21 protein-coding genes are annotated in these 24,368 nt (G+C 70.0%); 11 read left to right on the forward strand and 10 right to left on the reverse strand.

Annotated features, from left to right (window positions below):
* On the reverse strand, positions 1 to 775 hold a 775-nt coding region (locus D187_RS58220; RefSeq protein ID WP_245591853.1), incomplete at its 3' end, for a response regulator.
* A gap of 141 nt (positions 776 to 916) precedes the next feature.
* Between D187_RS58220 and D187_RS28505 the strand changes: the two genes are divergently transcribed.
* The 6 genes from D187_RS28505 to D187_RS28530 all read left to right on the forward strand — a co-directional run bounded on the left by D187_RS28505 (position 917) and on the right by D187_RS28530 (position 7,977).
* Positions 917 to 1,399, forward strand: a complete 483-nt coding sequence (locus D187_RS28505; RefSeq protein ID WP_002632097.1) for a chemotaxis protein CheW — start codon at positions 917 to 919, stop codon at positions 1,397 to 1,399.
* Complete coding sequence (locus D187_RS28510) at positions 1,396 to 1,788, forward strand: hypothetical protein (protein WP_002632096.1); 393 nt, start codon at positions 1,396 to 1,398, stop codon at positions 1,786 to 1,788. Before D187_RS28505 ends, D187_RS28510 begins: the two co-directional genes overlap by 4 nt.
* Complete coding sequence (locus D187_RS28515; RefSeq protein WP_002632095.1) at positions 1,775 to 2,995, forward strand: methyl-accepting chemotaxis protein; 1,221 nt, start codon at positions 1,775 to 1,777, stop codon at positions 2,993 to 2,995. Before D187_RS28510 ends, D187_RS28515 begins: the two co-directional genes overlap by 14 nt.
* A gap of 62 nt (positions 2,996 to 3,057) precedes the next feature.
* The gene (locus tag D187_RS28520) at positions 3,058 to 5,337 is read left to right on the forward strand and encodes a hybrid sensor histidine kinase/response regulator (protein WP_002632094.1); all 2,280 of its coding nucleotides are present in this window, start codon (positions 3,058 to 3,060) and stop codon (positions 5,335 to 5,337) included.
* Positions 5,338 to 5,356: 19 nt separating this feature from the next.
* Positions 5,357 to 6,364, forward strand: a complete 1,008-nt coding sequence (locus D187_RS28525; protein ID WP_002632093.1) for a chemotaxis protein CheB — start codon at positions 5,357 to 5,359, stop codon at positions 6,362 to 6,364.
* Positions 6,358 to 7,977: a CheR family methyltransferase gene (locus D187_RS28530; protein ID WP_043431801.1), complete on the forward strand. Its 1,620-nt coding sequence runs from the start codon at positions 6,358 to 6,360 to the stop codon at positions 7,975 to 7,977. Before D187_RS28525 ends, D187_RS28530 begins: the two co-directional genes overlap by 7 nt.
* A 10-nt stretch (positions 7,978 to 7,987) precedes the next feature.
* Here D187_RS28530 and D187_RS28535 read toward each other — a convergent pair whose 3' ends face one another.
* The gene (locus D187_RS28535) at positions 7,988 to 8,308 is read right to left on the reverse strand and encodes a polyhydroxyalkanoic acid system family protein (protein ID WP_002632091.1); all 321 of its coding nucleotides are present in this window, start codon (positions 8,306 to 8,308) and stop codon (positions 7,988 to 7,990) included.
* A 194-nt stretch (positions 8,309 to 8,502) separates the two neighbouring features.
* Between D187_RS28535 and D187_RS28540 the strand changes: the two genes are divergently transcribed.
* Positions 8,503 to 9,648, forward strand: coding sequence for a DUF1015 family protein (locus D187_RS28540; protein WP_002632089.1), 1,146 nt, complete (start codon positions 8,503 to 8,505; stop codon positions 9,646 to 9,648).
* A gap of 40 nt (positions 9,649 to 9,688) precedes the next feature.
* On the opposite strand, the gene D187_RS28545 is transcribed toward D187_RS28540, so the two are convergent.
* From D187_RS28545 to D187_RS28555, 3 genes are all read right to left on the reverse strand, one after another.
* Complete coding sequence (locus tag D187_RS28545; RefSeq protein WP_002632088.1) at positions 9,689 to 10,945, reverse strand: glycosyl hydrolase; 1,257 nt, start codon at positions 10,943 to 10,945, stop codon at positions 9,689 to 9,691.
* A gap of 65 nt (positions 10,946 to 11,010) precedes the next feature.
* Complete coding sequence (locus tag D187_RS28550) at positions 11,011 to 11,832, reverse strand: aldo/keto reductase (protein WP_002632087.1); 822 nt, start codon at positions 11,830 to 11,832, stop codon at positions 11,011 to 11,013.
* 187 nt (positions 11,833 to 12,019) lie between these two features.
* Complete coding sequence (locus D187_RS28555) at positions 12,020 to 13,861, reverse strand: serine/threonine-protein kinase (RefSeq protein WP_002632086.1); 1,842 nt, start codon at positions 13,859 to 13,861, stop codon at positions 12,020 to 12,022.
* 117 nt (positions 13,862 to 13,978) lie between these two features.
* On the opposite strand from D187_RS28555, the gene D187_RS28560 reads away from it, so the two are divergent.
* Both D187_RS28560 and D187_RS28565 read left to right on the forward strand, forming a co-directional pair.
* A complete protein-coding gene (locus D187_RS28560; RefSeq protein ID WP_245591854.1) occupies positions 13,979 to 15,001 on the forward strand; it encodes a hypothetical protein in 1,023 nt (340 codons plus the stop codon).
* Positions 14,998 to 16,866: a hypothetical protein gene (locus D187_RS28565; RefSeq protein WP_002632084.1), complete on the forward strand. Its 1,869-nt coding sequence runs from the start codon at positions 14,998 to 15,000 to the stop codon at positions 16,864 to 16,866. The genes D187_RS28560 and D187_RS28565 overlap by 4 nt, the downstream gene beginning before the upstream one ends.
* 10 nt (positions 16,867 to 16,876) lie before the next feature.
* Here D187_RS28565 and D187_RS28570 read toward each other — a convergent pair whose 3' ends face one another.
* The 5 genes from D187_RS28570 to D187_RS28590 form a co-directional block, all read right to left on the reverse strand.
* Positions 16,877 to 18,934, reverse strand: coding sequence for an ATP-binding protein (locus D187_RS28570; RefSeq protein ID WP_162159702.1), 2,058 nt, complete (start codon positions 18,932 to 18,934; stop codon positions 16,877 to 16,879).
* Positions 18,935 to 18,997: 63 nt separating this feature from the next.
* The gene (locus D187_RS28575; protein ID WP_051256588.1) at positions 18,998 to 19,435 is read right to left on the reverse strand and encodes a hypothetical protein; all 438 of its coding nucleotides are present in this window, start codon (positions 19,433 to 19,435) and stop codon (positions 18,998 to 19,000) included.
* 513 nt (positions 19,436 to 19,948) lie between these two features.
* A complete protein-coding gene (locus D187_RS28580; RefSeq protein ID WP_043431803.1) occupies positions 19,949 to 21,109 on the reverse strand; it encodes a hypothetical protein in 1,161 nt (386 codons plus the stop codon).
* A complete protein-coding gene (locus D187_RS28585) occupies positions 21,109 to 21,945 on the reverse strand; it encodes a hypothetical protein (protein ID WP_002632080.1) in 837 nt (278 codons plus the stop codon). The genes D187_RS28580 and D187_RS28585 overlap by 1 nt, the downstream gene beginning before the upstream one ends.
* Complete coding sequence (locus D187_RS28590) at positions 21,942 to 22,850, reverse strand: ABC transporter ATP-binding protein (protein WP_002632079.1); 909 nt, start codon at positions 22,848 to 22,850, stop codon at positions 21,942 to 21,944. The genes D187_RS28585 and D187_RS28590 overlap by 4 nt, the downstream gene beginning before the upstream one ends.
* Before the next feature lie 250 nt (positions 22,851 to 23,100).
* Between D187_RS28590 and D187_RS28595 the strand changes: the two genes are divergently transcribed.
* Together D187_RS28595 and hemB are read left to right on the forward strand one after the other, a co-directional pair.
* Entirely contained in the window at positions 23,101 to 23,316 is a 216-nt protein-coding gene (locus D187_RS28595; protein ID WP_002632078.1) for a hypothetical protein, read from the forward strand.
* Positions 23,317 to 23,385: 69 nt separating this feature from the next.
* A complete protein-coding gene (gene hemB, locus D187_RS28600; protein WP_043431805.1) occupies positions 23,386 to 24,357 on the forward strand; it encodes a porphobilinogen synthase in 972 nt (323 codons plus the stop codon).
* Positions 24,358 to 24,368: the final 11 nt, after the last annotated feature.

Consider the following 24,368-nt stretch of genomic DNA (forward strand, 5'->3'; position numbering starts at 1 on the left):
TCACCTGTCCCGCGACGGGGGGGCGCGGCGCGGCGGGCGTCAGGCTCGGGCCGCCCGCCGCCGGGACTCCGGGGCGGGGAGCCGCCGCCTGCCCTGGCAGGGGTGCACGAGGCGCCGCGGGCGCACCCGTTCCAGGCACCGGCGCCGCCGGACGGGGCGCTCCAGGCGGACCCGCCACGGGTGCACGGGGCGCCGCGACCTGTCCCGGAGGCGCGGCCACGGCGCGTGGAGGCGCCGCGACTCCCCCGGGAGCCGCTCCGGGCGGAGCGACGGGCCGCGCCGCGACGGCACCGGGCGGCCGAGCCACCGGAGTCCCCGGGGCTGGACGTGCGGCGGTGGAGGAAGCAACCGGCCGGGGGGCCGCCACGCCGGGCGCCATGCCAGCGGGACGCGGGGCGGCGACGGGCGGTGGGGGCGGACCCAGGATGCGCATGATCCCGCCGATGACCGCCTCGAGCCCACCTCCCTTGAGGATGTAGGCATCCGCGCCCGACTGGCGGGTCTTCGCCGCCAGTTCCTCCTCGGAGATGTCCGAGTAGAGCACCAGCTTGGACGTCACCCTCTTCTGGGTGCGGAGGTACTCGACGACGTCGTCGCCGAACATCTCCGGCATGTTCACGTCCATGAGGATGAGCGCGAACGGCCCCTCGGAGAGCTTCACCTCCAGGCTCGCCAGGTCGGTCGCCCCGGTGGCGTGGTAGCCCGCGGCCGACAGCGCCCTGACCGTGAGTTCCACCAGCATTGGGCTATCATCGATGACCAGTACGCGAGACATCTTCCTCCCCTGGAATACGGCAGTCACCCTACACCGTTGAGCCGGTCCGGACCATGTGATTCGGTCCAGGCTTGACCCACTTCGCTTGCCTCCGGATACTTTGTCGCCTTGACCAACACTCCCCTCCAACGTGCGCTTCGGATGGCTCCCGACCGGGCCATCGCGGCTCAAGCCCGGCCCGAACAGGAATTTTTCTGTTTCCGGGTGGCTGACCTCCGCCTCGCCGTTCCCAGTGAGAACGTGCTCGAGGTCATCCGTACCGGGCTGCTCACCCCCTTGCCCCGGACTCCCTCCTTCCTCCTGGGTGTCACGGGCCATCGCGGCGAGGTCATGCCCGTGATGGATCTGCTGCGCTTCCTCGGCAAGGGCGAGGCCCGGGTCGGACCGAGGACCCGGTTGTTCATCGGCACCAGCGGCAACTACCGGGTCGGCGTGGTGGCCGACGCGGTGCTCGGACTGCGGCGCATCCCCGTGGCCGACATCCTGCCGCCTCCCCTCGGTGGAGACGCGGCGGCCGAGCACCTCATCGGCGTGGCCGAGGGCCTGGTGCCCAACGAGACCGTCGCCCTGCTGCACTTCACCAAGCTGCTGCAGAGCGCGAGGCAGCGCGCGGTGCTGCGATGATCTCCGACGTCTTCGCTCCCGCCGCGGAAGAGGTGGACATCCTCTTCTTCGAGGTGGGCGACATCGTCTACGGCACGGACGCCTCGCAGGTGCTGCGCATCGATCGCTCGCTCGCGGAGGACATCTCCCTGCCGGAACTCGGCCCCCTGAAGCGCGGCCATCGCGCGCTCGTGTTCGACGCACCCGAGGGAGAGGGCCACCTCAAGGTGGATGCCATCCGCGGGGTGCGTCCCGTCCCCATCCAGCACCTGCGCCGGCTACCCCCGGTGGTTGGCGCGGCGCCCTACGCGGTGGGGGTTTTCCTCGATGACGCGCGTCCCGTGATGCTCATCGATCTTCTCGAAACCTTGATGTTCAAGGAAGGCACTGAAGGCAATGTCGCTCGCTGATTCGAAGACCGATTTTTCCGCCGCGGACGGGGCTTCCCGCTCGAAGAAGGCGGGCTCCCTCAAGCCCATCACCGACACGGTGATCGCCGTCCTCGCGGGCAACCTCGAGGCACGCGTGCACAAGAACGCGCTGGACGAGGACGCCGCGGACCTGGCCAACCTCTTCAACCAGCTCCTCGAGCGCTTCGCCGTCTCCGAGCACCGCAAGCAGGTGGCGGCGCAGGAGATCGATCAGGCCGTCGACGCGCTCATCTCGCTGGGCCGTGATGGCGATCTCGCCCGGTGGAACACCACCACCGAGGACGCCCAGCTCGCGCCCCTGCTCGAGGGCTTCGGCAAGGTGATCGAGACCCTGCGCACCTTCGTGCGGGAGATCAACGAGGCGGCGCTGCGCCTGTCCTCGTCCTCCAACCAGGTGCTCTCCGCCTCCACCCAGCACGAGACGTCCTCCACCGAGCAGGCCGCCGCCATCCACGAGACCACGGCGACGATGGAGGAACTCAAGCACGCTTCGGCGCAGATCGCCGAGAACGCCGGCAGCGTGGCGCGCGTGGCCGAGGAGACCCTGGGCGCGGCTCGCGCGGGCCGGGGCGCCATCGGCGAGTTCATCCAGGCCATGCAGCAGATCCGCAGCGACGGCGTCGCCGTGGCCGACTCCATCACCAAGCTGTCCAAGCGCGTGGAGCGCATCGGCACCGTGGTCGAGGTGATCGACGAGATCGCCGACCGCTCGGACCTGCTCGCGCTCAACGCGGCGCTCGAGGGCAGCCGCGCCGGTGAGGCGGGCAAGGGCTTCTCCATCGTGGCCGCCGAAATGCGCCGCCTCGCCGAGAACGTCATGGAGTCCACCAAGGAGATCAAGAACCTGATCACCGAGATCCGCGAGGCCACGGCCGCCGCGGGCGCCGCGGCCGAGGCCTCCAAGGAAGCCACCGAGTCGGGTGAGAAGCTCGGCGCCGTGGCGGCGCAGGCCGTCGAGGGCATCCTCGCGGGCGTGCAGGAGACGAGCGACGCGGCCCGCGTCATCAACCTCGCCACCCAGCAGCAGCGCACCGCCACCGAGCAGGTGGTGGCCTCCATGGCGGAGATCGAGGACGTGACGCGCCAGACCACCTCGGCCTCCAAGCAGGCCACGGGTGCCGCCGCCGAGCTCAACCAGCTCGCCGGACGGCTGGCGGAACTCATCAAGCGCTTCAAGGCTGACTGACGAGACAGGAGCGGGAGGAGTCCACCCGGGTCGGCTGACCGCCGCCCGGGTGCCCCACACGCATGGATACCGAGTCACTCAAGAGATCCCTCCTGCAGAAGTTCCAGGAAGTCAGCGCGGATCGCCTGCAGAAGATCCAGCTGGGCGTGCTCGACCTGGAGAAGCCCACCGCGGATCAGGCGGCGGACGAGGTCGCGCGCGAGCTGCACACGATGAAGGGCGAGGCACGCATGCTCGGTCTGGCCGCCATCGGCCAGCTCGCGCACGCGGCCGAGGACGTGCTGCGCGCCGAGCGTGAAGGCAAGGCCGCCACCGAGGTGGCGACGGACCTGCTGCTGCGCGCATGCGACACCATCGCGGACCTGCTGGAGGACCACGAGGGCGCCCAGGTGGGCACCCTGGCCTCCCAGGAGATGTGCGAGGCGCTCTCCGCGGCGTCCGGCCATCCCATTCCCCCCATCGGCGGCTCCAAGGCGCCCTCGTCCACGAGCGTGCCGGTCGTGCGCCCCGCTCACGCCGAGACCGTGCTGGAGGTCATGGCCGATGCGGTGGAGCCCGCCTACGCGCCTCCTCCCGCGCCCGCCGCCGCTCCCGCGCCCCGGGCCGCCAAGGCCGAGCACGAGGAGCCGCACCACAACAAGCTGGCCGATCGCAGCATCCGCGTGAACGTCGAGGTGCTCGACTCGCTCGGCCTGCTCGCGGGAGATCTGCTGGTGGAGAGCGCGCGCGGCCGCCTGCGCGCCTCGCAGATCGAATCGCTGCTCCAGCGCTTCTCGCGCCTGGGCGACCGCTTCCTGCGGCTCACCGAGCAGCTCGAGGTGCCCAACACGCTGCGCAACGACGTGGAGCGCATCGAGGGCGACCTGCACATGCTGCGCGATGACGCGTTCCGCTTCGTGCGCAGCAACGGCGATGGCATCGAGACGCTGCACGGCAACCTGGCGATGATGGCGGACCACGTGGCCGACGCCCGGCTGGTGCCCCTGTCCACCGTCTTCGACGCCTTCCCGCGCGCGGTGCGCGACCTGTCGCGCTCCCAGGCCAAGGAGGTGGAGCTCGTCATCGAGAACGCCGACCTGGGCGTGGACCGCTCGATGCTGGCCGACGTGCGCGACGCGCTCGTGCACCTGTTGCGCAACGGCGTGGACCACGGCCTGGAGAGCCCCGACGAGCGCCGCATGCTCGGCAAGCCCGCCGCGGGACGCCTGCGCATCCGCGTGCGCGCCGACGGCGACATGCTCAGCATCGAGGTGGACGACGACGGCCGCGGCATGGATCCGCAGAAGCTGCGCCAGGTGGCCGTGCGCAAGCACCTGCTCACGGAGAACCAGGCCGCCTCGCTCTCCGAGCGCGAGGCCATCGAGCTCATCTTCCGCCCCGGCTTCTCCACCCGCGAGGAAGTCACCGACATTTCCGGCCGCGGCGTGGGCATGGACGTGGTGAAGAAGAAGGTGGAGTCGCTGGGCGGCTCGGTGGGCATCTCCAGCCGTCTGGGCCGTGGCTCCACCTTCACCCTGCGTCTGCCGCAGTCGCTCGCGCTCATGAAGGTGCTGCTCGTGCGCCTGGGCGACGACGTCTACGGCATCCCCGCCGCCGACGTGGTGGCGGTGATGCGCGTGAAGCCGGATGATCGCATGGAGGTGTTCGGCACGCTCGCGGTCAAGCACCGCGGCAAGCCCATCGCCCTGGTGGGCCTGGGGCCGCTGCTCGGCGTCAACGGCGGCAACCGCTTCGACAAGCCGCCCGCCGTGGTGGTGCGTCACGGAGATGACCATGCCGCCCTGGTGGTGGATGGCTTCGTGGACGAGCGCGAGGTGGCGGTGAAGCCCTGCGGCGGCGAGTTCCTCAAGGGCGCCGCCTTCATCGCCGGCACCGCCGCGCTGGAGGATGGCCGCATCGCCGTGCTGCTGCACGTGCCGGACATCATGGCCGAGGTGCGCCGCATGGCGCGGCCCGTCACCCAGGGCACCACCGCCAAGCGGCTCAAGGTGCTGCTGGTGGACGACTCGCCCATCGCGCGCGCCACCGAATCCGCGCTCGTCAAGGCGCTCGGCCACACCGTGGACGAGGCCCAGGACGGCGAGGAGGGCTACCTGCGCGCCCAGTCCCAGACGTACGATCTCATCCTCACCGACGTGCAGATGCCCCGGCTGGATGGCTTCTCATTGACGCGCAAGCTCAAGTCCACCGCGGGGTTGGCGCGCACGCCGGTCATCGTCCTGTCCTCGCTCGCATCTCCCGAGGACAGACGACGTGGGGCCGAGGCGGGCGCGGATGCATACCTCGTCAAGGGCGAACTGGGCGTGGAAAGCCTCGCCCAGACCATTGATCGGCTCACCTGAGAGAAGGCAAGGGAATCACTTGGACGTTGGTGCGTCCGCATACCGGGTGTTGCTCGTGGGCGAGGTGTTCCGGGGCGCCTCGCGAGGACTGTTCGATGGGAGCGTGCTCGCCCCATCGGGCAACGTCTGTGGCTTTTCCGAGGCGCTCGAGGGCGTGCAGCGGCTGCACCCGGACGTGGTCGTGGTGGACCTGTCCGCGCCGGAGTCGCTCCAGGCCATCGCCCGCGTCATGGTGGAGCGGCCCGTGCCCGTGCTCGCGCTGCACCCGGGGCTGCTCTCCGACGCCGAGGCCTTCCAGGCACTCGCCTCGGGGGCCGTGGAGGTGGTGCCCCGGCCGGCCGAGCCCGGCACCGATTTCTGGCACGCGGTGAGCCGCAAGTTGATGCTGCTCGCCGAGGTGCGTGTGTCGCGCCCCGTGCAGGGTCAGTCCAAGCCCGTGCGCCCCGCGGCCTCCGAGGCGCCGTACCCCCTGGTGGCCATCGCCTCGTCGCTCGGCGGGCCCAAGGCGCTCTCCGTGCTGCTCAAGACCCTGCCGCAGGATTTTCCCGCCCCCGTGTGCATCTGCCAGCACATCAGCCAGGGCTTCACCGAGGGGCTCGCGCAGTGGCTGGGCGCCAGCTCGTCGTTGCGCGTGGTGGAGGCCTCCGAAGGAGACGCCATGGTGCCCGGCTCCGTCTATATCGCCCCCTCGGGCTCGCACCTGTTGGTGCGCTCTGGGGGGATGCTGTCGTTGGATCCGGGGCCGCCGGTGCGCGGCTTCCGGCCTTCGTGTGACGTGCTGCTCACGTCGGCGGCGGAGACCTTCGGCACGCGCGTGCTGGGCGTCATCCTCACCGGCATGGGCCGCGATGGTGCCCGGGGGCTCAAGGAGATCCGCGAGCGCGGCGGCCGCACCATCGCCCAGGACAAGGCGACGTGCGCCGTGTACGGAATGCCCAAGGAAGCCGTGCGGCTGGGTGCAGCCGAGGAAGTCCTTCCACTCGATCGCATCGGACCAACCCTCACCCAGTGGGTGCGCACATGCTGACAGTGACCTCCCGGGCCCTGCAGCAACTGGCCGCCCTGTTGCTCGAGCGCGCGGGACTCAAAATCACTCCGGACGGCTACCACAGCCTGCGCCTGGCGCTGTCCACGCGCATGCCCTTGTCGGGGCTCGAGGACTCGGAGGAGTACGTCAATCGCCTGCGCACGCAGGAGGACGAGCTGCGCAAGCTGCTGCCGCTCGTCACCGTGGGCCATACGGAGTTCTTCCGCGATCCCAAGCAGTTCAGCGCGCTGGAGAACCGCATCCTCCCCGAGGCCCTGGCGCGCGCGCGGCGCGAGACGCGCCGGGTGTCCATCTGGTCCGCGGGCTGCGCCACCGGCGAGGAGCCCTACAGCCTGGCCATGGTGCTCGCCGAGCTGGGCGCGCTGCCCATCGAGGTGGACCTGTGGGCCACGGATCTCAACCTCGCCGCCGTGGAGGCCGCCAAGCAGGGCCGCTTCGCCTCGCGCCGCGTGGCCAGCATCCCCTCCGATCGCCGCACGCGCTTCTTCCGGCCGGTGCCCGGGGGGCATGAGATCGTCTCCTCGCTCAAGGACTACGTGCGCTTCGACGGGCAGAACCTCGCCGTCCCCGTCTTCGAGAAGGTCAAGCCCGAGTCGCTGGATCTCATCCTCTGCCGCAACGTCATCATCTACTTCGACCTGCCCACCATCCGCGCGCTGATGGATCGCTTCCTCGCGGCGCTGCGGCCCGGGGCGCTGCTGCTGCTGGGCTACTCGGAGAGCCTCTTCAAGGTCTACGACCGCTTCGAGATGGTGGAGATGGAGGGCTCGTTCATCTACCGCCGGCCCGTCAAACCCCTGGAGCCGCGCGCTCCCGGCGTGGGCCCCAAGCCCATGCCCCTGGGGGCGCTGCCTCCCGCGACGCCGCCCCGGCCCTCGACGCAGACCCCTCCCAAGCCCCGGCCGACCATCCGCACGCCCGCGGTGCTCCCGTCCACCGAGGCCCTGCAGCAGACGTTGGATGTCTCCGACGTGAAGACGCCCACGCGCCGCACGCCCGCGCTGAGCGCCGAGTTCATCCAGGCCGCGCGCGCGCGCCCCACCAACGAGATGCCCGCCTGGAGCCTGATGCTCTCGCCCGGCGAGCGGCTCAACGCGGCCGTGCGGATGATCGAGCGCGGGGACTTCGTGTCCGCGGTGGCCACCGTGGAGCAGCTCCTGGTGGACGAGCCCAACCACCTGGATGCGCTGCTCACCATCGGCAACCTCTACTCGCTCACGGGGCGGATCGCCGACGCGCGCGAGGCCTTCAACCAGGCGCTCCACCGCGAGCCGTTGTGCGTGGAGGCGCGGGTGTTCGGCGGGCTCGCGGCGCTCCAGGCCGGGGAGCTGCCCGAGGCGCGTTCCGAGCTCGGCAAGGCGCTCTTCCTGGAGCCCTCGCTCGCCATCGGCCACTACCTCATGGCGCAGATTCACGAGCGCTTGAGCGATCACGAGGCGGCGCGGCGCAGCTACCGCAACGCCATCTCGCAGCTGCGCTTCCCCCAGCGGCCCCTGGCCGGCCACTACCCGGAGCTGCCGGACTCGGCCGATGCCATCTCCCGCGCGGCCCGCTACGCGCTCGCCGCGCTGGAGGAGGGGCCCCCGCGCTAGGGGCACCTCGTCAGGCCAGGCCCTTGTTCACGTCGTCGGTGCTCTTGGACGCATCCAGCACGCTGGCGAACTTGTCCTGGATGTAGGACTTGGCCTTGCTGCGCAGCAGCATGCCCGGGTCCGTGCCCTCGCCCTGGATGACGCCATCGGTGATGGTGAAGTTGGCGTCCAGGCTGATGCCCATCACCTTGCCGGTCACCTTCGCCCCGTCGCCCGACCAGTTCGACTGCACGCCGTACTTGCTCTTCCAGTACTGGAGGAGCTGCTCGACGCGCTTCCTCGCATCGTCCTTGTTGAGGGTGTGGGGAATCTCGAACTTCATCGTGCCCATCTGGCGCTCCTTCGGGTGGGTGATGTCCTGCCTCGGGTCTAGTGAGGGCGGGACGGGATGTGAACCCGGGTGTCTCCGGCAGGGGCCTGGAAGTCAACATTGCGGCCGGGGCTCGTGGCGCCTGGCTCCCTGGTCGCCACCCGGGCCGGGCCCCCTTCCTGGACGGAAGGAGAGGGCATCTCCACCTTGGGTGCATGGCGCGCGTCCTTCCCTTCTCCGCTCTGATTCCCTCGCTCGAGTCCCATCTGTCGGCCGATGACGGAGGCGGCTCCTTCAACGCGCCGCCCCGGTCCGCGTCGGTGCGTCCGCTGTTGGATCGGGTGGATCCCACGGCGGAACTGGGCCGCTGGCGGGCCGCGGGCTCCGTGCTGCGCGACAGCCGGCCCGCCCTGTACCTGGCCGAGGTGCCCGCCCAGGACGGCCCGCTGGGCGCGCCTCCGGTGCGCTTCCTCTTGTGCGCGCTCGCGCCCGACGCGGCCGATCCCCTGGAGAGCGATCCCTACCGGCCCCGCTCCGCCCAGGTGGAGCCCGCCATCACCCTGGCGGCCGATGATCACGGGGTGCTCCGGGGCCTGCTGGCGGAGGCCGCCGAGCGGAGCAGCGTGGTGTGGCAGGGGACGTTCCAGGGGGCCCCGCTGTCCCTGCGCCGCATCGAGCCCTCCCCGGTGGCCAAACGCATCCAGGCGGTGCTCGACGAGGCGCCGCTGCGTCCCCTGGCGGAGCTGGACGAGCGCCGGCCGAGCCTCGCGGCCATCGTGCCCCTGTCGGATCCGGGGCTGCACTTCGAGCCCGTGCACCGCGGCCTCCACGGCCTGGACACCTTCCACGAGGACACCTTCCTCAGGCTCGTGGCGGCCTACGCGCGGGTCTACGATCTCGACGAGCCGCTGACGAGCGCGCGGGGCGTGGGCAACGCGCGCGAGCGGCTGGCCACGCTGGTGCGCGGACAGCACGCGGTGCTGCTGGTGCTGCCCGAGGGGCGGGGGAAGATCCTCCGCTTCCGGCAGGGGTTGGATCTGGCGCACCTGAAGGCGGCCCCGCGCAATCCCACGCTGCGCAGCCTTGACCTGGCGCTGCTCAACGCGCTGGTGCTGCGCACGGTGCTGGGCATCAAGGATCCCGAGGCGCCCGGGCACCCGAACGTGTTCGCGGTGCAGGGCCTCGAGTCGCTGGTGCGGGGCGTGGAGGAGGGGAAGTTCCAGGCGGGCTTCGCCCTCAACCCGCCGCCGCTCTGGGAGGTACGCGCGGTGATGGAGGCCGCGCAGACGCTCCCGTCGAAGACGCTGCGGGTGGAGCCCGCGCCGCCCGCGGGCCTGCTCTTCCTCGATCCCGAGGCCTGAGCGGGCCCTGCCGGGCCACGGCTTGGAGCCGCGGCTTGGGCTACGGCGTGCCGAAGAGCTCCACCTCGAAGAGGGAGTAGCCGTAGCCGGTGGCGCGCTTCGTTCCGTAGATGCGCACGTAGCGGGCGGTGGCGGACAGGCCGGTGTGGTCATCCACGCCGCCATCTCCGCCCACCACCGTGGCCACGGTCGTCCAGGCCGCGGCGTCGTTGGACACCTGCACCTGGTAGTCCTTGCCGTAGGCCGCCTCCCAGGTGAGCCGCACGCCGGAGATCTTCTTCGCGGTGCCCAGGTCGAGCTGGAGGTACTGCGGATCCGCGAAGGCGCTGCTCCAGCGGGTGCTCAAGTTGCCATCGATGGCATTGGCCGCGGCGGTGCCGCCGCTCTCGCTGGAGGAGGCCGTGGCCGCCACCGGCGTCAGCTTGTTGCCCGAGGGGGGCGGGGTGGTGCCGCCGCCCGCGGGCAGGGAGACGTACAGGTTGCCCAGCTCCGTGAGCTGCCCCGACGCGCCGAGCAGGTTGATGTTGGGAATCTCGTTGTTGCGGGCGGAGAACCACGAGTAGCGGAAGACGGCCGGCTCGCTCTCGAGGTAGGTGACGGCGTCGGTCATGTATTTCTTCTGCACGTCCAGGGTGATCTGATCGTGCGGCCGGTCTCCGCAGGCGAACTCGGTCAGCCAGATGGGCTTGTTGTACTTCTTGAACAGGCCGATGTACCACTTGAGCGCGCTCAGGTCGCACGCGTACCAGTGCACGGCGACGTAATCCACCTGGCAGTTGGTGCACTTGGCGAAGAAGGCATCCAGATAGACCACGGGATCCGTGAAGGTCACGCCGCCTTCGGAGACACAATCTCCGCAGTAGTTGACGGCGGGGGATGCCAGCTTGAGGTTCTTGCGGCGGGCCACGTCCTCGAGGATGGGCCAGAGCGCCGCGGCCTCGCTGGGCGTCTTCCTCGCCTGGCTCTTGAAGTTGGGCTCGTTGAAGCCCAGCAGGTACTGGGTGCCCGCGGGGATGGAGGCGGCCAGTTGATCCGCGTTCGGCGTGCCGCCCCAGACCATGGGCACGAACGAGACGCCCACCGAGGAGGCCACGCTGGCGGCGCCCGCCTCGGGCGTGGAGGCCCAGTTGTACCACCAGCTGATTCCCTTGGAGAGGGCCTTCATGTCCTCGGCGGAGTGATAGCCATAGGCCACACCGCGCTTGGTGCTCTTGGTCTGCGCCTGGGCGGAGACAGCGGCCAGACACAGCAACCCCAGCAGGGGCATGAGGGAGCGAAGGGGAGTGAATCGAGTCATGGCCTGACCCTACCATGACTTCTATTTTTAGTCCGCCAAAACGGATTAAGCGGGAGGTAGGGAACTCACCGTCCGAGGTACTCCACCATGCGCGCCCGGGTCTTCTCGTCGGGGAGCCGTCCGCTGCCCGCGCGCAGATTGTCTTCCAGGTGACGGGGGTTGCTCGTGGCGGGGATGGGGCAGGTCACCGCCGGGTGGCCGAGAATGTATTTGAGGAAGAATTCCGCCCAGCTCGTGCAGTCGAACTCGGCTGCCCAGGCAGGCAGAGGTTTGCCCTTGACCTGGCGGAAGAGCGCGCCGCTCTCGAAGGGCCGCATCACCAGCACCGCGGTGCCGTGCTCGGCGGCGGCGGGGAGCAGCCGCTTCTCCGCGTCGCGCACGGCGATGGAGTAGGGCAGTTGCACGAAGTCCAGCGCCTCGTGGCGGATGAGCTTCTCCAGCTCGTCGAAGGCGCCGAGCTGGTAGTGCGTCACGCCGAGGTAGCGGATGCGTCCCTCCTTCTTCCACTCGCGCAGCACGGGCAGGTGGGTGCGCCAGTCCACCAGGTTGTGCACCTGCATCAGGTCCAACTGGCCGTGGCCCATCTTGCGCAGCGAGTCGCGCATCTGCGCGACGCCCTCCTCGCGGCCGGAGGTCCACACCTTGGTGGCCAGGAAGGGGGTGCGCTCCTGGCCGAGCTCGCGCAACAAGTCTCCCGTCACCGTCTCGGCGCGACCGTACATGGGCGAGGAGTCGATGACCCGGGCGCCCGCCGCGAGGAAGCGCTGGAGCACCTGCTTCTGGGAGGCTCGCTCGGTGGGCGAGGGGCCCACGTCGAACGTCTGCCAGGTGCCGAGCCCGACGACGGGCACCTGCTCACCACTCTTGGGGATGGGACGGGTTCGCATGGGTGGAACCTACGGCGGGCACCGGCCGGGATGAACCACCAAGGCGCGGCAGCCAGCTCACCCCGGGGGCGGCCACGCGAGTGCCGCGGGTACCCGGAAGCGCTTGGCCCCTACGTGCTGCCACCCGAGGCCCCCGAGGCTCCGGCTCCCCCGTGAGGGCACGGGGGCGGCGGGGCAGGGGGGCGGCTCACAGTTGCAGCTTCTTGCCCGTGGTCTGTCCGGCGCGGATCTCCACTTCGATGACGGTGGAGATGTTCTTGCCCTCGTTGACGAGCTTGAGTTGGTGCCGTCCCGCCGGGAGGGGGACCTCGATGAGCGGGGTGTCCCCGAGCTTGCGCCCGCGCAGATAGACGTAGGTCCAGGGCTTGGTGTCCAGGGTCAGCCGGCCCATGGCGCGCTTCGTCGCGCGCGCCACGCTGGAGGCATGGGGCTCCGCCGCGAGCGCCTGGGAGGGAGCCGCGGCCTTGGGGGCCTCGGGCGCGGGGCGCTCTGGGACGACCGCGGAGGCGGGAGGCGGGGCCTGGCCCAGGGCGGGCAACTCGAGCCTCACCAGGGTCCGCTCGCCCGGGTGGGACAGCTTCACCAGGCGTTCCTCGGGAGCCCGGCCCTCGAGCGAGGCCACCACCCGGTGCTCGCCCAGGGCGAGCGTCTCGAGCGACAGGGGCGACACCCCCACCTCCTGGCCGTCCACCCGGAGCTGGGCACCGGGGGGCTCCGTCTCGATGGTGAGCACGGGCGGCCCCGTGGGCGTGGGCGGGCGCGCGGCGACCGGAGGCGCCTTGACGGCGGGGGACTCGGCCGGCGAGCCGCGCAAGGCGAAGAACAACCCCCCGGAGAGGGCGAGCAGCGACAGCACGGCGGCACCGGCGATCCACGGCCAGCGCGGCCGCCGACTGGGCGCGGGCTGCTCGACGGTGAGCTCCCGGGTTCCGAGCACACGTCCTGGCATCGACGCCGAGGACTGGAGCCGTCCCACCACCCGGCGGGCGCTCGAGGGCGTGAGATCCCCGGAGCGCGCCGCCTCCAGCAGCCGGGCGCGCTCCTGGATGCGATCCGCGAAGAGGTCCGTCATGTAGCTGGACAGCTCGGAGCAGTCCGGCACCTCGGGCTGGGCGCGCAGCCATTCCTCGAGGGCGGCCTGGAAGTGGCGGGCGCTGATGAAGCGCTGGCCAGGCTGGCGCGCGAGGGCCCGGGAGATGATGCGGCTGAGGGACTCGGGAACGCGGGGGTTGCGCTCGTGGGCCACGGGCAGCGGCGTCTCCCCGGCCAGGGTATTCATCGCGGCGAGCGGCTCCATGGAGGGGAACAGCCGCGTGCCCGTCACCAGCTCGAAGAGGACGATGCCCAGCGAGAAGATGTCGCTGCGCGCGTCGAGGAGCTGGCCTCGCGCCTGCTCGGGCGACATGTACGCCGCCTTGCCGCGCACCTGGCCCGCCATGGTCTGGCTCTCACGGGTGGCCGCCTTGGCGATCCCGAAGTCCAGCACCTTCACCAGGCCTTCATAGGTGACCAGGATGTTCTGCGGGGACACGTCGCGGTGGACGATGCCGAGCAGGGCCCCATCCGGTCCCAGCTTCGCGTGGGCGTAGGCCAGGCCCTCGGCGGCATGCGCGATGATGCGCACCGCGAGCGGCAGGGGCAGCACCTTGTTCTGACGCGTGCAGGCCCGGGCGACGGAGGCCAGGTTCTCTCCTGGCAGGTACTCCATCGCGATGTAGTAGGCCCCCTCTTCCTCTCCCAGGTCGAAGATCTGGACGATGTGCGGGTGGTTGAGCTGCGCGGCGAGCCGGGCCTCGTCGAGGAACATCCCCACGAAGTCCGCGTCCGAGCTCAGCGAATCGAGGATGCGCTTGATGGCGATGAACTTCTCGAAGCCCTGGGGGCCTCCCTGTCGCGCGAGCCAGATCTCCGCCATGCCTCCCACGGCGAGTCGCGTCAGCAGGTTGTAACGACCCACGGTCAGCCCCGGCTGCCAGATGATGAAGCGGTCGGTGTCACTCTCCGGGGAGGTGGGCTGGAGATCACGCACGGGGGTCCACTTTCTTCATCCTAACGGGTATCTGTCAATTCACCGTTTTCCTGCCATCCCGATTAATATCAATGGACCGTGGTTGCCCTCCATCGATTCGTCGTACTCACTACCACCTTGTTGCTGACGTCGCTGGCATGGGGTGAGACATCCAACCCCTATCTGCCACGTGCTCGCCTGCTCCTCGAGGAGCTGCGCTACGCGGAGGCGGCCCGCGCGTTGGATCAGGCCCGCGCGCAGCCGGGCAACGCTCGAGACACATTGTTGGAGATCCTCGAACTCCAGGGAGTGGTGGCCGGCATGCTTCAGCAACCGGCCAAGGCACGCACGGCCTTCCAGACGCTGCTGGTGCTCGCGCCGGATTACCGGCTCAAGGGGGACTATGCCCCGAGGGTGGTCACTCCCTTCTTCGAGGCCAAGGGCTGGGTGGGTGACAAGGGAGCGGCGCTGCGGCTGGAGGCCCTGCCCACGAGCGGAGCGGACAACCTGCTAACGGTCCAGGTGAAACCGGACGTGCTGAACCTGGGCCGGAGCGTGCGCTTCCACCAGCGCGAGGCCGGAGCCGGGTGGAGCGAGCAGGAGCAGCCGCTCACCGAGGGCAAGGCCTCCGTGGCGAGGAAGGCAACGCGCGTGGAGTGGTGGGCGGAGCTGCTCGACGAGCGCCGGGCGGTGCTCACCTCGCTGGGCAGCGACACCTCGCCCCTGGGGGCCCTGGCTCCTGGCGCGATCTCGGCCACGCCCGCGCCCCTGCCCGCGCCCGCGCCCGTGTCGCCCCTGCCCGGCAAGCAGCCCCAGGTGGCGCGGGCACCGGGCTTGCCGCTGCGCACCGTGGCCTACGTGAGTCTGGGACTGGCGGTGGGAGCGGGCGCGACGGGTGGTTTTCTCGGGGTGCGGTCGAACCAGGACCGGGCCCGGGTGGTGGGCGCTCCGGTGGACGAGGCGGGCTTGACCGTCGGCCTCACCCAGCGCGAGGCCTTCGCGCTCGATGCCCGGGCGCGCTCCCAGGCGCGGTGGGCCAACATCCTCTTCGGGGTCGCGGGCGCCGCGGCCATCGCGGGAGGAACCCTCTGGGTGCTTGGCGCACCCGTGAACGTTTCAGCCACTCCGGCCGGGGTGGTGGTCGGAGGTGCCTTTCCATGAAGCGGCTGTCCTGGCCTGGAGTGTCTTCTTGGCTCCCCCTGTCGCTGCTGGCCGTGCTGCACGGGTGTTCATCCGGCTCCACCGGCGCCGACACGCGGCGCTATCCCTGCACCCAGAGCGACGAGTGCGCCACGGGCTACGTCTGCCGCGCGGGCCTGTGCCAGTCCGAGGCGCCGGGTGGTCCGCCCACGCGGTTGGACTTCGCCAGCCCCGCGCGGAGCGTGGGAGTGGGGCAGTGCTCGCAGGCCGTGGTGCTCGAGACGCGGACGGCGGCGGGAAGCGCCTCCCCCGTGGGGGCCGCCACCACTGTCGTGCTGAGCACCCAGCCCGCCACGGGCGTGGGGTTGTTCCGTGACGCGGCCTGCTCGGACGCCACGGAGGCGGTGACGGTGGAGGCCGGGAGCAGCAGCGTCACCTTCTATTTCCGGAGCACGGTGGCGCAGAGCCTGCGCATCAGCGCGGCCGCCAGCGGGCTCGAGCCCGTGTTCCAGGACGAGAACGTCGTCGTCGAGCCGACGGACCTGTTCTTCATCACCAGCACCCAGACCCTGTCCGCGGGCGGCTGCTCGGCCCTGGTGGAGCTCGAGGCGCGCGATGATCACGGCCAGCCCCTGGCCTTCGCCGGCCCGAGAGACGTGGCGCTCTCGGGCACGGGGTTCTCGTTCTTCTCCGATCCGGGCTGCCTCAGCCCCCTGTCCGCGGCGGTGTTCGCCGAGGGCGCGACCCGTGCCTCCTTCTACTTCAAGGGCAAGAGCAGCGGCACGTTCCCCCTGACCGCCTCGGTTTCAGGTCTCCTGGCGGAGGAGGATCAGATCATCCTGCCGGCGGTGCGCAAGGGCGTCTGTGAAATGCCCGCCGATCGCAACTCGGTGACGTGTCTCATCTCGCCCGCGCAGCTCGATCTGTCGAAGACGATGCTGTTCATCTCGATCAGCCCCGCGGGCACCAATCCCGACGCCTCGGGCGTGCGCTGCATGCTCACGGCCCGGGATGCCCTCACCTGTGGCCGCAACGAGAGGGGGACGGCCATCGTCTACATCGTGTGGCATACGGTGGAGTTGGGCGCCGGGCTGAAGGTGCAGCACCTGCAGCCGAGCTGCCAGGTGCAGAGCCTCCTCCAGGTTCCGATCCAGCGCGTGGTGCCGGAGAACACCTTCCTGCTGGTGACCGGCGAACAGAGCGGGAAGATCCTCGGCGAGGATGACTACTTCACCGCGAAGCTGTCCGAGTCGTACACCAAGGTGGACCTCCAGTGGCCCGTCCCCTGTGCCACGGGCTGGAAGGGCTCGCTCCAGGTCGTGGAGGCCGAGGGGCTCCAGGTCACCCGGGGCACGGGCGTGACGATGACCGGAGTCCAGACCGAGGCCACCGTCAGTGGCCTGCCCGCGGTGGACCCCACCACCAGCGTGCTGCTCTTCACCTACCGGGTGACCAACGCGGGCACGGCGAACCTCTGTGACCGGGTCCTGCGGGGCACGCTCACCTCGCCCACGGAGATCTCCTTCTCGCGCGGCGCGGGCAACAGCGCGGGCTGCACGACGGCGGTCATCCAGGACATTTCCTGGGAGCGGATCGACTTCGGGCGGCGCGCCAGCGTGCAGACGGTCCCGGTCACCATGGTCCGGGGTAAATACGATGCCTACCCCACCATCTCCCCGGTGGATGAGTCCCGCTCGGTGGTGTTCGCCAGCGGGCAGGGCATGAACGGCCAGGCCGGAGGCGAGTCGTCCTATTCGGGAGATGATCTCATCAGCGAGTCGCTGGCGGGGTTCGAGTTCGACTCGCCCAACCGCCTGCGGATCATCCGCGACTCCTTCGAGGGCCAGGCGCGGTGGACGTCCTTCGTCGTGCAGTTCGAGCCCTGAGCAGCGCCGTCTAGCCGGTGGCGTAGGTGCGCGGGGGCGCGGACTGCTCGGCCAGGGAGGGCTCGTCGCTCTCGCGCTCGCCCGTGTCCTCCTCCTCGGTGCTCATCAGCACCAGCATGAAGGTGGTGCCGCGTCCGGGCATGCTGCGCACGTCGATCTCCCCGCCCATGGACTGGACGATGGTGTGGCAGATGGCCAGGCCCAGCCCCGTGCCCACGCCCACCGGCTTGGTGGTGAAGAAGGGATCGAAGATGCGTTCGATCACCTCCTGGCTCATCCCCTTGCCGTTGTCCTCCACCTCCACCACCACGCGCCGCGGCGCTTCCATCCGGGTGATGACGCGGATGCGGTTGTTCTCCGAACGCGCCTCGGGGAACGCCTGCATCGCGTTGACCAGCAGGTTCACCAGCACCTGCCCCAGGCGTGATGCGTTGCCCAGCACCGGGGGCACTGGCTCGAGCACCCGCTCCAACTGGGCGTTGTAGCGCTGCAGCTCGTTGCGCACCAGGCGCAGCGAACTCTCGATGACCCGGTGCACGTCGATGGGCCCCTGGTGCTCCTCGTCCCCGCGCGCGAAGGACTTCAGGTCCTGGACGATGGAGCGCACGCGGGAGGCGCCCTCCTCGGTTTCCACCAGCACCTCGCGCAGCTCGGGCAGCAGCTCGGGGGAGAACGTGTCCCCGGAGAGCTGCTCGCCCAGATAGGAGAGGTTGGCGCAGACAGAGGACAGCGGGTTGTTGATTTCATGCGCCACGCTGGCCGCCAGCGTCCCCATGGACGTCATCCGATCCGCCAGGCGCAGCTGCGTCTCCAGGCGCTTGCGCTCGGTGAGATCCCGGAGCACGGACACCAGGGAGGGCTGACCGTCGGCGCCGGGGAAGACCGCCCGCCGGGTGAGGATGGTGCGGCTCATCCCCGTGCTGTCGATGAAGCTCTGCTCGCTCTCGCCGGGCTGGCCCGAGGCGAAGCTCTGCTCGTCCTGCTCCCAGGCGCTCTGCTCCTGGTACTCGGGCATGACGTCGATGCTGCGCTGGCCCAACAACTCCGACGCCGGGCGGCCCACCAGCCGGCACAGGGCGCTGTTGACCACCAGCACGCGGTGGTTGCGATCCTTGACGAAGATGGGATCCGGCACGGCCTCGAGCGTGTTGCGCAGGAAGTCGCGCGTGCGCTCCAGCTCGGCCTGGGCCCGGATGCGCTCCAGCTCCGCGCCCGCGCGGGTCGCGAACGCGCCCAGCAGGGAGAAGTCCAGCTCGCCCGCGTCGAGCAGTTGATCATGCAGGATGGCGAGCACCCCGATGACCTCGCCCCGGGAGCTGCGCAGGGCCGCGCCCAGGTAGCCGCGCAGGCCGAGGTCCGTGAGCATCAGATCCTCGGGGAAGTGCCGGCTCACGTCGTCCGCGTAGTGGCAGATGGAGTGCAGGACGGCGTTGTGACAGGGCGTGCCGCTGAGCGGATAGGTCACCGTGTTCTGGAAGGCCCCGCGGCTCCAGAAGGCGAGCGTGCGGATGGAGTCCTGCTCCGGCAGCATCTCGCCCACCATGGCGCAGGTGACGCGGAATGCCTCGGCGAGCTGCTTCACCAGGGTGCGGAAGAAGTCGTGGCCGAGGTCGGCCGTGGTGGCCGACAGCAGCGTCCGCAGGGCCCGCTCGGAGGGGACGCGCGAATGGGGCGGCTCGCCCACCGCGGTCCCCGCTCGCGTGGGGATGCGCAGGTGCCGCACGTGCGTGAGCAGGTTGGGGGCCCACTGCTCTCCCGTCGGAGAGATGCATTCGCTGGCACCAGCGAGGATCAACTCCGACTGCTCACTCACGTCGCGGCGTGTCAACACGAAGAGCCAGGAGCGGGACAGCGCGCAGACGGAGGCGAGCTGCCGGCAGGTGCTGACCGCCTGCTCCAGCGACCCTTCGTCCTCCCAGAGCAGCACCAGTCCCGGCGGGAACACCTGGGGGAGAGACGGTCTACCAGGTGTTAGTCGGCGGCACTCGAGGGCGAACCCCTCGGCTCGAAATGCCCGCTCCAGCTCGTCACTGACCGAGTCTGGGAGGCCCAGGAGGGTTGCGTGCATGGAATGCGTCATCCAGAACTCCACGCCCTCCAGGTACTGTTCAGGTCGAGCCTGGGGCGACCCTCAGCCTACCTTACGGGCGAGGGACACGGCAGGGGGCTCGGTTTTGCTCGGGCGCTCGGCGAGCCACCGATCCCTCTCCCAGCTGAACCACTTCGCGTCGCTCTCGGCCAGCACGGGGTCCAGGAAGTAGGCCACGTCCAGCCGGGGGCCGGGCTTGCCGTGCTTGCCGTTCCACTCGAGGACTCCCCAGCGCAGCAACGGACTGTGAAGTTGGTGATCCCACGGGTACGCCGCATGCCACTGGAGTTCGGCCGGAGGCATCATCTGGCCCAGGCGTCCCTCTTGCTGGGCGTTCTTGTACTCGGCGAAGGCCTTGGCGTCCCGCTCGGCGGTCTTCTCCTCCACGAAGTAGGCGACGTCGCGGCGCGGAGGCAGGGCGGACGGACCGCCACACTTCTCCACCACGCCGCTGCACTCCACGACGATCCAGCTAATCATGGGCTTTCCTATTTTGTGATCCCACTCCAAGGCGACGAAGGGCACGGGAGTCTCCCAGTAAGCGCGTGTTCCTGTTGGTAATTCTAGGTCTCGAATCACGGCAATGAAAAGGCTCACGGAAGAACGTTTTTTTCGGGAAAGACAGGGAGCTTTCGGGATGCCATCCCGACTTGATTTGTTGGATGAGAATGGACGCGAAAAACATCCCAACAGGAAGGGTGGGGGATGACCCCTCCTTGTCGGTGATGACCCGTCGGAAGTGTGGGCGGCGGGCGCGACGCATGGACGCACGCTCCTCGGAGACGGGATCGCGCACGGGAGTCTGGGATTGCCATACCGGGCGTACGATGGGGGGGCGGCCCCCGGCGGCGGCGGGAACGGCGGAGCGCGGCCGGCCGGGTGTCTGGGCTCACCCAGGCCAGACGTCGACCGCGCGAAGTCCAGCAAAGGCACACAAAGTGTGCGATTTGGAGCACTTCGGCCACGTTGGGGGCGACCGCCCCACGCGCCCCTTCAGTGGGCGACCTCGGACGGGCCCGAGACCGCTTCGGGTGACGCGGAGGTGGGCGGCGGCTCCTGGGCCTCGCGGCAGAACGCGAGCTGCTTCTGGATGACGTCCAGGGGAACGGCCATCTCCAGGCCGAACGAGTTGCCGTCGGGGCGCACCTTGGCGAAGTCCAGCAGTTGCGCGAGCTCGGTGTCGTCCTCCGCCTGGGCCTTCATCCGCGCGAGCGACAGCGCTCCACCGAGCGACTTGCCCAGGTCGGTCACCAGCGCCGCGTCCGCGCCCTTCACCTGCGCCGTCATCGCGAAGCCCGCGCTGGCGTCCACGTGCAGCTCCACGTTCTGCGCCGCCGCCGCGAGCCTGTCCGCCAGCTCCTTCTGCTCCGGGGGGAAGAGCTTGCGCAGCTGCTCCACGGAGATCACCCCATACATCTCGCCATAGGTGCTGTTCTCGGAGAGCACCGGCGGCTCGTCCGGCCCCCGTCCCTCCACCCGGTCGATGATGTCCTTGATGCCATTCATGCCATTCGGCTTGAAGCCAAACATCAACATCTGATCATTCCAGGTTCCCACCGACAATCCCTGGCGCTGGGCCACGCCGCCATCGGGGAGTGTGCGGGAGCGCCCGAGCTCGAAGAGGCTCGCGCCGTCTCCGTAGGCCGCCGAGCCATCGCGGGCGAGCAATTCCTTGAGGCGGGGATCGCCGAAGTTCCCCGAGACGATCAATCCCTCATCCGTGATGACCAGACGATCCAGATCCTTCAAGGGATCCACGCCCGTTGTCTGTTTGAAGCGCTCCAGTTCCTCGCCGCCGCGGTTCATCAGACACTCCAGCAGCAGCTCCCCGATGGGCGAGTACCGCAGGGCATTGGCCTCGATGACCACCGCCGTCTTTCCCGCCCCCCGGGGCAGCGCCGCCAGCAGCGGATCCCTCGGCTTCCTTGGCTCGCTCTGCGTGCCCGGCGCCAGCGCCACCCCGGCATCCTGGGGCAGCACGTACGTGCGTCGGCGCTCCACGCGCTCGCGCTCCTGGGGCCGCAGCCTGCGCGGGAAGTCCACCTTCGGCGGGGCGGGGGCCTCGTCCTCTCCCTGCCCGGACAACATCAACCACGCGGCCAGGATGAACAACCCTCCGGCCAGGGCGAGCCACATTCCACGTTGGCGCTTCATCAGTAATCCTTCCCCTCGAACCACCAGAAGCCCAGGGACAACACGCCCAGGCCGAACACGAACACCCCCGCGAGCAGCATCGCCAGCGAGTCCACCGTCAGGGGCACCGAGGCCGCCAGGTCCATGCTCGCGCTGGCCAGCGCCGACAGGCGCGGCAGCACCAACGTCACCCCCCGGAAGGCGGCGCGCATGGGCCCCTCCTCGATGAAGGGCGAGATGTGGGTGCGGTAGCCCGCCACCACCCCGAGTACCAGCGTGAGCCCGCCCATGGCCGCGCACAGCGCCGGGCTGCGCACCAGCGTCGCCGTCGTCAGCATCACCGCGTACACCGCCGCGAAGCTCACGCACGCGAGCAGGGCGGCGATGAGCGGCCCCACCGTCCAGTAACCCGTCTTCACCCCGAAGATGAGCACCAGCCCCAGCGAGCCGTACACCGAGCCGGCCAGCGCGAGCGTCATCACCCCGAGGAAGGTGCCCGCCAGCAGATGCCAGCGGCGCAGGGGTAGGGCGAGCAGGTGCTCGACACGGCCCGGCGACAGCAGACTCGGCGCGAAGTCCGAGCACGCCACGATGCCAAACAGGATGCCTCCGTAGAAGACGAGGCTCGCGGCCGCCATGAACACGGGCCGCAGGGCCACGTCCACCGCGACGATGTCCCGGGACATCACCTTGCCGAACAGCCGCGAGGCCGCCAGCGCCCCATCCACCACCTCGATGCGCAGGCTGAGCGCCACGGTCACCAGCACCCCGGTGACGCCCAGCAGGAAGGCGAGGATGAACTTGCGCGAGGCCGCCTCGCGCAACACGTAGCCCGCGATGCCCACCACGCCCCTCATGCCGCCACCTCCATGGCCGAGGCCAACACCGTCTCCAGATCCTGCGCGTCGCGTTTGAGCTCCACCAGTAGCGCCCCCGCGACGCGCGCCTTGTCCAACGCCGCGTTCAGCCCCGCCGCGTCCGCCGCCTCCACGAGGTAGCGCCCCTCGAGCCCCGCCGCCGTGAAGCCCGCGCGCGCGAGCGCCTCGGCGTCCGCGCCCGGCTCGAAGCGCGCCATCCACCGGCTCTGGCTCGACGCCAGCTCCCCGAGCCGTCCCTCGCGCAGCACCTGGCCCCGGGCGAGGATCGCCACCCGATCGCACACCCGCTCGGTCTCCGCGAGCAGGTGCGAGTTGAGGAAGAGCGTGGTGCCGCGCCGCACCTCCTCCTGGAGCAGCCGCCGCACCTCCACCCGGCCCAGCGGATCGATGCCGTCGGTGGGCTCGTCCAGGATGAGCAGCTCCGGCTCGCCCATCAGCGCCGCCGCGAGCCCCAGCCGCTGGCGCATGCCCTTGGAGTAGCCGCCGATGCGCCGCTCCAGCGCGTCCCCGAGTCCCACGCGCTCGAGCAGCCGGGGGATTCCGGCCCGCTCCGGCGCCATCCCCTTGAGCCGCGCCACGGTGGCGAGAAACGCCTGTGGCTTCCATGAGCCGGGCAGGTGCAGGCGCTCGGGCAGGTAGCCGATGCGCGCGCGGATGCGGGGATCCTCCGGCGAGCCCCCCAACACCCGCACCGTGCCCGCCGTGGGCTGCACGATGCCCAGGATGCTCTTGATGAAGGTCGTCTTCCCCGCGCCATTCGGTCCGATCAACCCGAACGCACTGCCCTCGGGGACGCGCAGATCCACCCCCCGGAGCGCCTCATGACCCGGGCGGAACGCACGCCGGTAGGTCTTCCGCAATCCCACGACTTCGATGGCCGTCACGAGGGAACTCTACGCCGGAGTCCACGAGGCATTTCCACGGAGGCGCCCGCGGGGCGGGCGGGCTACCGGGCCCCTGTCCGGCGTGTAGGGGACCGGACGTGCATGAATTGCGTACCCTGGAAACTCCGGTTCGCACTTTATTTCGGGGTGACCCTGACTCTCCGTCCTACCACCCCCTGTATTTTCGCGGTCTTGCGCGCCGGAGCGGTATGGCGTGCAGTGTGCAGCGTCCCGCCATCCAGGAGGAACCATGACCATGTTCATGAGCGATTGGATGGAGCAGGAACTGTGCGCTGCCCGCCGCGAGCTGGCCTCGGCCGAGCGCGAGCTGCGGGCCAACACCGAGGCGGCCCGGACGCGCTATGCCCGCGCGCTCCACGAGGCGGACCTCGCCGAGCGCCGCGCCGCGCGCCAGGCTCGGGAACACGGGCTACCGGGGATCGGCTGGCGCCTGGCCGCTGTCTAGCCAGCCCGAGCCGGGCAACCCCAAGGACAATTCTTTTCGCGGGCCGCCGTCGGTTTATACCGTCGCTCCATGGCCTTTCCGATCCACCGCCCCCGGCGGCTGCGCCGTACCGCGGCCCTTCGTGAGATGGTGCGCGAGACGACGCTCGCGCCCTCCAACTTCATCTACCCGCTCTTCGTCGTGGAAGGGCGGGACGTGCGCCGGCCGATCGCTTCCATGCCGGGCATCTTCAACCTGTCGCTCGAGCATGCGCTCGCCGAGGCCCGCCAGGCCCACGCGCTGGGCGTGAAGTCGGTGATCCTCTTCGGCATCCCCGACCACAAGGACGCCCGCGGCTCGCAGGCCTACGCGCGCGAGGGCATCGTCCAGCGCGCCGTGCGTGAGCTCAAGAGCGCCCTGCCGGAGCTGATCGTCATCGTGGACGTGTGCTTGTGCGAGTACACGGACCATGGCCACTGTGGCGTCATCGAGGGTGGCCATGTCGTCAACGACGACACGCTGCCCCTGCTCGCTCAGATGGCCGTCACGTGCGCCCAGGCGGGCGCGGACATCATCGCCCCCTCGGACATGATGGATGGGCGCGTGGCCGCCATCCGCTCGGCGCTCGACGAGGTGCGCCTCACCGACGTGCCCATCATGGCCTACGCCGCCAAGTACGCCTCGGGCTTCTACGGGCCCTTCCGCGAGGCCGCCCAGAGCACGCCCCAGTTCGGCGATCGCCGCGGCTACCAGATGGATCCCGGCAACGTGCGCGAGGCCCTGCGCGAGGTGGACCTGGACCTGGAGGAGGGCGCGGACATGGTCATGGTCAAGCCCGCGCTGTCCTACCTGGACATCATCCGCGTGGTGCGCGACCGGGTGGACGTGCCCGTGGTGGCCTACAACGTGTCCGGCGAGTACGCCATGGTGAAGGCCGCCGCCCAGAACGGGTGGGTCGACGGGGATCGGCTGATGCTGGAGATTCTCACCTCCATCAAGCGCGCCGGCGCCGAGCAGATCATCACCTACCACGCGCTCGAAGCCTCGAAGTTGCTCGGCTGACGTCCCACTCG

Origin of the sequence: Cystobacter fuscus DSM 2262 (genome assembly GCF_000335475.2) — a bacterium.
Taxonomy (GTDB): Bacteria; Myxococcota; Myxococcia; order Myxococcales; family Myxococcaceae; genus Cystobacter; species Cystobacter fuscus.

What these genes read in the sequence shown, in the direction of transcription:
- D187_RS28595 (WP_002632078.1), top strand. Translation starts at nt 23,101, where the DNA reads ATGACCATGTTCATGAGCGATTGGATGGAGCAGGAACTGTGCGCTGCC.
- D187_RS28530 (WP_043431801.1), top strand. Translation starts at nt 6,358, where the DNA reads ATGCTGACAGTGACCTCCCGGGCCCTGCAGCAACTGGCCGCCCTGTTG.
- D187_RS28545 (WP_002632088.1), bottom strand. Translation starts at nt 10,945, where the DNA reads ATGACTCGATTCACTCCCCTTCGCTCCCTCATGCCCCTGCTGGGGTTG.
- D187_RS28565 (WP_002632084.1), top strand. Translation starts at nt 14,998, where the DNA reads ATGAAGCGGCTGTCCTGGCCTGGAGTGTCTTCTTGGCTCCCCCTGTCG.
- D187_RS28550 (WP_002632087.1), bottom strand. Translation starts at nt 11,832, where the DNA reads ATGCGAACCCGTCCCATCCCCAAGAGTGGTGAGCAGGTGCCCGTCGTC.
- hemB (WP_043431805.1), top strand. Translation starts at nt 23,386, where the DNA reads ATGGCCTTTCCGATCCACCGCCCCCGGCGGCTGCGCCGTACCGCGGCC.
- D187_RS28585 (WP_002632080.1), bottom strand. Translation starts at nt 21,945, where the DNA reads ATGAGGGGCGTGGTGGGCATCGCGGGCTACGTGTTGCGCGAGGCGGCC.
- D187_RS28520 (WP_002632094.1), top strand. Translation starts at nt 3,058, where the DNA reads ATGGATACCGAGTCACTCAAGAGATCCCTCCTGCAGAAGTTCCAGGAA.
- D187_RS28580 (WP_043431803.1), bottom strand. Translation starts at nt 21,109, where the DNA reads ATGAAGCGCCAACGTGGAATGTGGCTCGCCCTGGCCGGAGGGTTGTTC.
- D187_RS28535 (WP_002632091.1), bottom strand. Translation starts at nt 8,308, where the DNA reads ATGGGCACGATGAAGTTCGAGATTCCCCACACCCTCAACAAGGACGAT.
- D187_RS28575 (WP_051256588.1), bottom strand. Translation starts at nt 19,435, where the DNA reads ATGATTAGCTGGATCGTCGTGGAGTGCAGCGGCGTGGTGGAGAAGTGT.
- D187_RS28540 (WP_002632089.1), top strand. Translation starts at nt 8,503, where the DNA reads ATGGCGCGCGTCCTTCCCTTCTCCGCTCTGATTCCCTCGCTCGAGTCC.
- D187_RS28510 (WP_002632096.1), top strand. Translation starts at nt 1,396, where the DNA reads ATGATCTCCGACGTCTTCGCTCCCGCCGCGGAAGAGGTGGACATCCTC.
- D187_RS28505 (WP_002632097.1), top strand. Translation starts at nt 917, where the DNA reads ATGGCTCCCGACCGGGCCATCGCGGCTCAAGCCCGGCCCGAACAGGAA.
- D187_RS28515 (WP_002632095.1), top strand. Translation starts at nt 1,775, where the DNA reads ATGTCGCTCGCTGATTCGAAGACCGATTTTTCCGCCGCGGACGGGGCT.
- D187_RS28570 (WP_162159702.1), bottom strand. Translation starts at nt 18,934, where the DNA reads ATGCACGCAACCCTCCTGGGCCTCCCAGACTCGGTCAGTGACGAGCTG.